Genomic DNA, 10112 nt, shown 5'->3' on the forward strand with positions numbered 1-10112 from the left:
AGAGAGAATCCATTACAAATCCTTCCAATACCATCTGCAAAAAACCCGAAAGAAGTCTTGAAAACAGTTAAAGCATTTTTGGACTACAATGCGAAGATGGGAATGAAAGAAGCACAATTAAAAGCCATCCTCGCCTTGGGGAAAATAGCCGTGGGGTCAACAAACCCTTATCAATTGGAACATGGCGTAAAAGAAAAGCTGGAAGCAAGAATCACTGAAATCCAAAAAAATCGTTATACCAATTATCAACGCATTGCCCCCGTCGTTTTTACCATGAACCCTTCCGGGGTTATCGTCGGAAAAGAAAATACCGCGGAAGAACCAGAGATACTTCTCACACGTATTTATCTGGTCACGGGAAAAACCATGAAAAACGACGATTATCAAATGGCCGCAGTCGCTTACAGCGATGGAAAAGACAAAGCAGGAGAAAATTCGCCGTATATTTTAGTTGTCGCAGGAGAAAATGCTGGAAATATCATTTTCGGAAATTTAAGCATTCATTTGCAAGCAGATTTGACCGACTTTAACATCCTTTTCTCAGCCTTGATCGGCAAAGACGCAAAAAAAGTGAAAGTTGCAGGAGAGACTCTTGTTGCACTTGGGTCCATTGGTATACGAAAATTAGAGAGTAAAATTGCCTCAATATCATCCAACGAAGAAAAGATTCCTTTCCAACGAAAATTGGCAGAACTTTTTCCCAATACAGATGCGGGCAAAAAAGCGGCGACGCTTTTGGCAAGTTCTCAACCCAGAGTCGAAGAAACAAAACTGAGCGGAGGCATGGATTTACCATTGCCCCTAAAAGAACAACCTTTCGCTCCAAAATTGCCGAATATTTCCTTTTTCACGAATGAAGGTGCTTTCAGCACTTCTTGTCCTCCAATTTCAAACGATGAAGTAGCTTCCTCACAGGTTACAAACGATACACGTTCTACAAGCCTTTTCCGCTGTATTTTGGATGATGACGAAACAGTTGAAATGAATGTTGTAACCGTATTTGAAAAAGGAAAGTGGTCCGACTGGAAAATCGAAATTAATGGCATTGCCTATAAACCAACGTTTACCAATACCACAGAAGAACTGTTGTTGATAAAGCGCGGGAAAAAACAATTTGATATCATTCCAGCTCCATCAGCACTCAAAACACTCTGGGCGGATTTAACAAGTGCCGATACCGGTAAAATTGGTGTGGCAGAGGATGCTTTGGCGGCTTTGGGACCTCAGGGTTTAAAAATTCTCATGGCCAAGCTTGGGGAGCTTTTGCAAGATATTGATGCAAATTTTGAACAGATAAAACTTCTCTTCCGCGGTTTTGAAAAAATGGGAACAGAAAAAGAAGTTGCGGAGGCAAAGAACTCAATCCAAACAAAAATCGCGGCCAAAGAAGACAGTGAGCGGAAAAAATTGGCGGAGGCGGAAACGACAAGAAAAGCCGAAGAAGCGCGCAAGGCCGAAGAAGCCGCGGAACAAAAAGCCGCGGCAGAACGAAGAAGACTGGAAGAGGAAAATGTCATCCTGAGTTCTTGGAATGGCGATGTTGGTACAGATAATGAGAGTGTAGAAGAGAAGCTGAAAAATGCGTCGGAAAAAACAGTCGTTTCCGTTTTATGTCAAGTTTTGAGTGGTCCTAACTTTAAGGCAAGAGTAGCCGCCATTCAATATGCCCAAGATAAAAAAATAACGGCCGTTGTGGCCGACTTGTCTTTATTCTACCCGGATGATCAGAAAACCATGGCTTCGAGAGAAAAAGCCGCAGAAGCCGTTGTTGCCATTGCGGGAAATCAAACGACTGAGGGAAAAATGGCGCAACAATTTTTAGATGATCTTGCAAATGGAACAGAAGCAACACGCCTCAAGGCAGAAGCAGAAAAAGCAAAGGCTGATGCAGGGTCGGCTCCTGAAGCCGCAGGGGCCGGAACGCCAGATAGTGGAATGCCATCGGACGGAGGATTCAGCATGGATATGCCGTTGGTAGATGTAGAACCCGCGGATGGCGGAAGTCCACCTCCACAAACACTGACTGATCTGGGTGCACCTGCTCTCGTATCTCCCGTCACTCCACCTCCATCAGTGGATGCTCTGGTTGCTGATCTTCTTAGTGGCGACAAGAAAAAAGTTGGGGAAGCTCAGAAAAAATTGGCCGACAAGGCAAATACAACCGTCTTGGATCAACTGATTGCCAAAGCTAAAGAGACGGCAAAAGACGAACCGAAAATCGCACTAAAACTTTTGCAACTGGGTTTCGGAAAAGTTTCGCACAGAAATGCACAGTGGAAAACGGCACAAAAAGAAATAGCCACCATTCAGAAAACGGAACGAGACGCGGCACAGGCAAAAAAGGCGGCAGAGGCCAAAGCCAAAGCTGAAGAAAAAGCCAGAGCAAAAGCTGAAACCAAAAGAAAAATAGATGAGAAAAAAGCTGAACAAACAAGGGAAGCGGAGGAAAAAAGAGTCGCTGATGAAGCCGCGGCCACCAAAAAAGCTGAAGAGGCGGCACGACTTGCGACGGAAAAAACAGAAGCCCGCGCTCAGGCAAAAACAAACGCAAAAATTGATGTCTATCGCATACAAATGACAAACGAGGGCACACAATTTGTGGTGCGACAGCTGAAAGAGGATATAGAAGAGCCTGATGATAAATTAATCCACACTTACACTTTTGGCAGTTCCCTTTCCTCACCAAAAACAAAAGTTGTTTTCGAAGCCAAGTGGAATGGAAACAAGCTTGGTCCATGGAATTACCACACGGAAGGCTCCAAGGAATCTCCTCAGGAACTCAAAGACAGCAAGCAAGTCCTCATCTATCAAGATAAAAGTGGTATATGGGTTATCAAACCACTCACAGACCCGGGCAAAGAAGTTGCAACGATTGGGACAGAACTTTTAAAACCAAAAACACCTGTCATTGACGCTCCTAAACTGCAAAGAGTCGTTCCGGAAAAAGATGGTACTGTCACACTGCAGGATCCTTGCACCACAATAGCACTCTCTGCACAAACCTATGCTCAGGGAACTCAATATACATGCGGAGGAGATACGTTCACCTTGGCGGATCATCTTAATAGGACTGCTTTTGTAACAAATGAAGGATATCTTTTTGACAAACCCCTGTGGAAATTGAAAAACAGCAGTTTCAGTGAATCTGTCGATGGAGATACTGTTGGTTCTTTCCGCAGACTGCTATCAACAAAAATCAAAGGCGACTATTTTCTTGTCAACAACGACACCGGCACATTGATCGCCGAGCTCACGGAAAATATTTTTCCAAAACCGCCACTCACAGTCCACTTTATCGACAATGGTGAACCCATCATCAATGGCAATGAGGGAACCTATCTGCAATCTACTGTCTCAACGGATGACATTCAAACTCGTGGCAATACGCAGACGGCCACAGCAATAAATAGCGATGGTCAAACCGCCACTTTCACACGCACGATTAAAATTGAACCAAAAAAGATCTCCGTCACACCATGGCAAATGGCAGTCGGCACACAACCAGCGGAAGAGATTGCTTCCGGCACAACTGAATTATCGATCTTTCAGAATAAGGTTTATCAAGATGCAAGCGCACTACAGGGAATTTTGGAGACCGATTTTGATGGACGCAAACAAGGGCAGAATATCACGGAAGAGCCTCGCAAAGCCTCCCCTGTAAGAGTTTCAGTGAGAGGTGGTATTGGGAAAACCACTGTTTCATCGGAAGTGCCTCATAAATTAAGGCCAGGCATTGAACCAACACCTTCTGTAATACGTGCCGCAAAAAACAAACCAAGAATTCACCAAGAAAACACCATGTGGGCACCCTCTATCTTTACTACTTTGACATGGGATATCTGGAAAAATCATGGTCCATGGAACAGTCTTGGTCTCTACGCGGAAGGGTTATTGGGACCAACAAGTGACGTCGCTCTTGGAGCTAATTTAGATCTGAACGAAAATTTATCTCTGTATGCTGGTCTTCTTCAGGCGGGGTACCATCACGAAACGGGAGGCTTCGCCACTTTCGGATTGCCTGTCGTTGGAATTTGCGCGGCAAAATCGGGGCTCCAAGCCTGCTTTGACTACCGTCACTTCTCCACGGAAAGATCAACGGAGACCGGTCAAAGAACCGACGCGGTTGGGGCGTTTGGTTTATCTGTTGGATGGACAGGTGAGATTCCAGATATTGCGGGTCTTGGCAGTCACCTTCTTGGCACGGATCGTCTAACCATCCACATCGAAGAAAAGAAGACTAAATAAACCAAAAACGGAAAAATATTTTTTTCCGCCGTCACTCTCAACTGACAAAATCCCCCGCCTTTTGCAGACAACGCTTCAGCACCTGCATTGCTTTTTTGAGGTGCTACTTCGGAAGGAGTTGGTTTGTTGGAACCGCCACCCAATGGAGCGGAGGGGGAAGAAGAAGATACTTTGGAGGGCTGACCGCATGTTTTAACATCGGCCTGCCAGACATCAGGAATGCCATCACTGTTAGTGTCCTTAATCCCCTCTTCCGAATCAAGGCAACCATCGGTGTCACTGTCTTCATCGCGCGCGTTGATGACACCATCACAATCAACATCCAGTTTGTCCGTGGGCGGAGAACAGCGCTCGCCGTTGGACAAATGACTGATATCCACACCGCCCAGCCCAAACGAATCGTTCACGAGATTTTTTTCAAGGCCATCATTTAAACCATCGCTGTCCGTGTCCGGATTTGTTGGATCCGTTTCATTAAAATCCAGCCAGCCATTGTGATTCGCATCTTCCCCACCATCGGGAATGCCGTCATGATCCGAGTCGGCCTCCAGTGGATTCAACAAATGAATGTCGTGAAAATTTGTTCCCGCTTTTTGAAGCCCACGGCATTCGGGCGTCGGTGCATCGGGATGAATCCTGCCAAGTTCAATGCTGTCGCTCTCTCCATCCTTGTCGGTATCGCACGATTTGGGATCGGTGTGCCAATGATTGATCTCCTCTGCATCACTGATTCCATCTCCATCGGTATCTAAATCGGCGGAGGTCGGTTCTGTTGGTTCTTCAATTTTTTCCGGAATGTTATCATCCTCAGCGGAGACTTTATCCCCCAGCTTCGCAGGCAGAGCCTTTGCAGGCAGAGAAAATCCGGAAGAAACTTTGAGCACCACATCCTCTGCAAGGGCTGTGAAAAGAATTTCTTTTCCCTCCGGCAAATCTTTTTTGACAATCACCGTTTGAAAATCTCCACTCAAAGAAATTTTTTCGGCAACGCCCACAAAAGTTCTACCCTGCGCGCCATCGCCCGGAAGGCCCGCATAAATTTCAACCTGAAGATTGACGGGATCAATACGCCCCAAACTCCACGGATTTTTGGAATCCGCACTCAGCGGAATATGACCTGAAACGGTGACATCGCCGCCAGCATTGAGAATAGCCATCACCTCGGTGGGTCTTGGAAATACAGGTTCTTCGGTTTGCACACCCATTCTGTTTTCAGTAGGTCCATTATTGAAAATGGCAACTTTGGAAAGAAATAACGTGTGTAAAAATTTCAACGGATCAAAAGGTGCATCCTCTTTTTTACACCGATAATAGGCCGACTCCCCTTTGAGAAAAATTCCAGCGCGCGTGTTGTCATGGATTTGAGAGCGATTGGGAGATGAAGACTGAATGGACACTTGATACCCTTCAACCCACACACCAAAATCGCCATTATGATGGATGTGGTTGTCCCGCAATAAAATATTTCGGGCGAGATTCTGAAAAGAGAGCGCATTGCATGCAAGAGCATCCTGATTGTCTGTAATCACAATGCCACTCAGACCGCTTCGTGAAATTTCACTTTCCACAATTTGAATATTATTTCCCGACAGTTCAAGAGCATTCCCCGGAAAGTCACTAAAGATAACATTTTGCAGAAGCACATTATCGCGTTTAATCGTGAGTCCCGCTGTTTTATTTTCGCCGCGCCACCCGATGAAACGGACTGTTTTGCCTTGAGGGGCAACAATGGAAATGGGTGGACCGAATTGATTGAGTAAAAGAGGTTTCTCCAAAAATATTTCCATCGAACCGGTGAAAGAAAGTTCCGAACAAGTTCCCTTGGAGAGAGATTCAAAGGCGGGCAAAAAATCTTTTGGATAGGCAACATTGCAGGTGTTTGCTTCTGCCAAAGAGCAAAAGCTCAAGGCACAAAGAACGAGAAATCCTCTGAGAAAAACATTTTTCATGTGTCAATAGAGTCTTCGGCAGGGATTCAAAACAGTTGCGTGAAAAAGAGCAAGGCATGACGCGTTATGTCATTGAGGGGGTTCTTTGGTGTAGCCGCATTCTTTTTGGGGGCAGGCAACGTAAACGCCGCCGGCTTTTTTGGAATATTTCTCGACGAGAAAAGGATGATGACATTGCGGACATTCTTGGGGAATGGGTTTGTTCCAACTGGCGTAATCGCAGGCGGGATATTTGGAACATCCGTAAAAAAACTTCCCGCGTTTGGAACGCCTTTGAACCAGATCCGATTTGCATTTGGGACAAGGCACTCCCACCGGAATGGTTTTTGTAAATTTGCAATCGGGGTAACGGGTACACGCCAAAAAGGGACCGAACCTTCCCCGCTTCACAATCATCGGCGCTTCACATTTTTCGCAGGTTCCCTTGAACTCCCGCTCCTGAATACTAATGACCCCTTTGTCGTCGCGCGTGAATTCATGCGCTGTTTTGCATTCGGGATATTGGGAACAGGATAAAAATTCACCGTGACGTCCCCAGCGGATCACCAAAGGGTTTCCGCACTTCTCACATTTCAGATCGGTTTCAATCTGCATGCGTTTTATGTCCTTCATCTCTACTTCGGCCTTCGCCAAAGTTTTGCTGAAGGGAGTATAAAAATCGTGAAGCGCCTGAACCCATTTTAGATTTCCCTCTTCCACATCATCCAATTCTTTCTCCATTTGCGCGGTAAATTGTGCGTTCAAAATATCCGGAAAATGTTTCACAAGTAATTCGTTGACCAACACACCCAGCGACGTTGGTTTGAAACGTCCCTCCGCCTTCACCGCGTAATCTTTGTCCTGAATATTACTCAAAATTTGCGCGTAAGTGGAGGGTCTGCCAATGCCAAGCTCTTCCAATGTTTTGACGAGCGAGGCTTCCGTATAACGGGGCGGCGGTTCGGTAAAATGTTGTCTTGAAAGCACATCCAGCAATCGCAATGTCTCCCCTTCTTTCAACAACGGAAGCGTCTCTGCTTCTTCCTCCTCTTTAATATCTTCGTCTTTCCCTTCCATATAAACCGCTAAATAGCCCGGAAATCGAAGCACAGAGCCGCTTGCCCGGAGCAGATATTCTCCCGCTTCAATATCAAAACTTGTCTGATCATATTCCGCCGGTTTCATTTGCGAGCCGACAAAACGTTTCCAAATAAGATCGTAGAGTTTGAGCATGTCAGGCTCCAGATATTGCGCTATTTTTTCGGGAGGCAAATCGAGCATGGTCGGACGAATGGCTTCGTGAGCATCTTGCGCACCCTTTTTGCTTTTGTAAAAATTTGGAGTCGCTGGCAGAGATTTTTTTCCGTATTGCTTCGCGATAAATTCCCGCACGCCATCGAGTGCCTGCGCGGAAACACGCGTGGAGTCGGTGCGCATATAAGTGATGAGTCCCACAGGACCTTCTTCACCCATGTCGACTCCTTCATAAAGCATCTGCGCCAAGGTCATTGTTTTTTTCGCGGTGAATCCAAGTTTGCGCGATGCATCTTGCTGTATCTGACTTGTAATAAAGGGTGGCAGAGGATTGCGCTTTCTCTCCTTTTTCGTGATTTTGCTGAGGACAAATTGTGCCTTTTTCAATTTCCCCAAAATGGCATTAGCTTTTTCTTTGTTGGGTATGGGGTTTTTTCCCGCCTTTGGGTCCACAGTCCATGGTCCATGGTCCATGGTCCCTATCAATTTGGCATCAAATGCGGGAGACGCCGAGCCTTCCAAGTTTGCAAGAATCGACCAATATTCCTGTGATTTAAAAAGATCAATTTCCGCTTCTCTTTCACAAATAATGCGCACCGCAATGGATTGAACACGCCCTGCCGACAAACCTCTGCGGACTTTATCCCACAACAGAGGACTGATTTTATAACCGACCAGACGATCCAAAATACGACGCGCCTGTTGCGCTTCAAACAAATCGGAATTCAGATCGATGGGATTGGCAATCGCTTCCTTAATCGCCCGTTCCGTAATTTCATGAAAAAGGGCGCGACGCACCACAGGTCCGGCATTTTTTCTGCTTCCTACTTCTTGCATCTTGCCTCTCTGCTTCCTGCCTCTCTGCATCTTGCCTCTCTGCTTCTTCCCGCTTATCTCTTCATAAATATGCCACGCAATGGCTTCTCCTTCACGATCCGGATCGGGAGCAAGATAAACGGTATCGACTTTCTTTGCCGCATCGACAATTTCTTTAAGAATTTTTGATTTTCCACGGATCACTTCGTAAGTCGGTTTGAAATTATCATCCACATCCACTCCCAAACTGCTTTTGGGGAGATCTTTGACGTGCCCAACGGAAGCCATCACATTGAAGTCACGTCCCAGATATTTCTTGAGGGTTCTGGCCTTCGCAGGCGACTCTACAATGACTAAAGACTTTGCCATAATGATCCCGGAATTTTTTTAACCAGCCCTTCAGTTTCTAATTGAACCAACTCCGCCAAGAGCGCACCCGGACTTTTTTGTGTTTGATGGACTAACACTTCAATGGAAACGGGTTTTTTCAAAAATGGAATCAATAAAGATTCTGTTGTTTCCAATTTTTGATTTTTGATTTTTGGTTTTTGATCTTCCCATGCTATCGCTCCATCGTCCAAAAGCATTTTATTTCCTTCGTAGGCGATGCTGTTATCGGGAGGTGGAACAACGTACACATCTCTCCCCTGCTCCAGAGCAAATCGCGCCGTAATCAACGAGCCACTTCGCAAATGTGCTTGTACAATCACAACCGCTTGAACAAGTCCGCTGATAATTCGATTGCGCTGTGGAAAATAAGCCGGACGTGGTCCTGTACCCAACGGAAACTCGGAAAGATAACCCCCATGTTGTGTCATCTCTTCAGCAAGAGCCCGATGGGGACGTGGATAAATAATATCGACACCGCAACCAAAAACTCCCCATGTATTCCCTTTTGCCTTGAGGCAAGCGCGATGCGCTTCCGCATCAATGCCGTAAGCCAACCCGCTTACAATACCTACACCCTCTTCAACCAAACGCGTGACAATCTCCTGAGTTTTTTTTCTACCAAACTCTGTTGCTTTTCTGGCACCCACGACTGCCACCCACGGTTTTTCTTCCCATACGGGCCATTTTCCTTTGCTCAGCAAAACCAGAGGCGGATCATAAATCTCTTTTAAAATTTTGGGATAAGCTTCGCTTTCAAACGATGTCATCTGCAAACCGAGTTTTTGCAAAAGTTCCCAATCTTTTTTGCCCTGAATCAAATCAAGATTTCTTTTCGAAAAAGAACCTTCCTTGATTTTTTTCCATGTCAGGCGGGGCTTGGAAAACGAAGTCCGTTGCAACGCCAGCCATTCAATAGGATTTAATGTGAGCATAATAAGGACGCCCCCAAAAAAATTTAGGGTTTTGGCGGGGAATCGATTCTCTTTTTTAATTCTTTCCCTGTTTTGAAGAACGGGAGTTTTTTAGGTTTTACCTCTATGGATTCTCCCGTGCGGGGATTGCGGCCTTTGTAAGAATTGTAGTGACGAACCATAAAACTGCCGAGTCCGCGAATTTCAACGCGGTCTCCTTTTAATAGAGCGTTTGTCATGGAATCGAAAATCAACTCCACAACATCTTCGGCCTTTTTCTTGGTTAAACTAAGCTTTTCAGCCACTTTTAACACTAATTCTGATTTATTCATAAAAACCCCCTTTACAACCTGCTGAATTCATTAGTAAATTTAACGCCTCCCGCGAGGCTGAGTCAAGGAATATTTTTTGAAGACCTATTTTTTGAGGCGTATGGCCAAAATATTTTTTTCGTGTTCGGTAGGATAACCCCAAGCTCTATCAAATATTTTTCGAGAAACCTTAAAGGAAGGGTTTGGAGGAAGACCGGGATCATGAAGGACAAGTTCCTCCGACATTATCCGCACCG

General features: G+C 45.6%; 5 protein-coding genes. 1 reads left to right on the forward strand and 4 read right to left on the reverse strand.

Annotated elements, in window-relative coordinates; translation table 11 throughout:
* Positions 1–57 precede the first annotated feature (57 nt).
* Entirely contained in the window at positions 58–4245 is a 4188-nt protein-coding gene (locus HY877_08745) for a hypothetical protein (GenBank protein ID MBI5300358.1), read from the forward strand.
* On the opposite strand, the gene HY877_08750 is transcribed toward HY877_08745, so the two are convergent.
* The 4 genes from HY877_08750 to HY877_08765 form a co-directional block, all read right to left on the reverse strand.
* Entirely contained in the window at positions 4188–6194 is a 2007-nt protein-coding gene (locus HY877_08750; GenBank protein ID MBI5300359.1) for a right-handed parallel beta-helix repeat-containing protein, read from the reverse strand. The two genes, HY877_08745 and HY877_08750, sit on opposite strands and share 58 nt — an antisense overlap.
* Positions 6195–6263: 69 nt before the next feature.
* The gene (gene topA, locus HY877_08755; protein ID MBI5300360.1) at positions 6264–8612 is read right to left on the reverse strand and encodes a type I DNA topoisomerase; all 2349 of its coding nucleotides are present in this window, start codon (positions 8610–8612) and stop codon (positions 6264–6266) included.
* Complete coding sequence (dprA, locus tag HY877_08760; GenBank protein MBI5300361.1) at positions 8597–9565, reverse strand: DNA-protecting protein DprA; 969 nt, start codon at positions 9563–9565, stop codon at positions 8597–8599. Before dprA ends, topA begins: the two co-directional genes overlap by 16 nt.
* A gap of 23 nt (positions 9566–9588) precedes the next feature.
* Positions 9589–9876 carry an integration host factor subunit beta gene (locus tag HY877_08765; GenBank protein ID MBI5300362.1) on the reverse strand — a complete coding sequence of 96 codons (288 nt, stop codon included), beginning with the start codon at positions 9874–9876 and terminating at the stop codon, positions 9589–9591.
* Positions 9877–10112: the final 236 nt, after the last annotated feature.

The sequence above is a fragment of the Deltaproteobacteria bacterium genome (assembly GCA_016213065.1).
GTDB lineage: Bacteria > UBA10199 > UBA10199 > SPLOWO2-01-44-7 > SPLOWO2-01-44-7 > JACRBV01.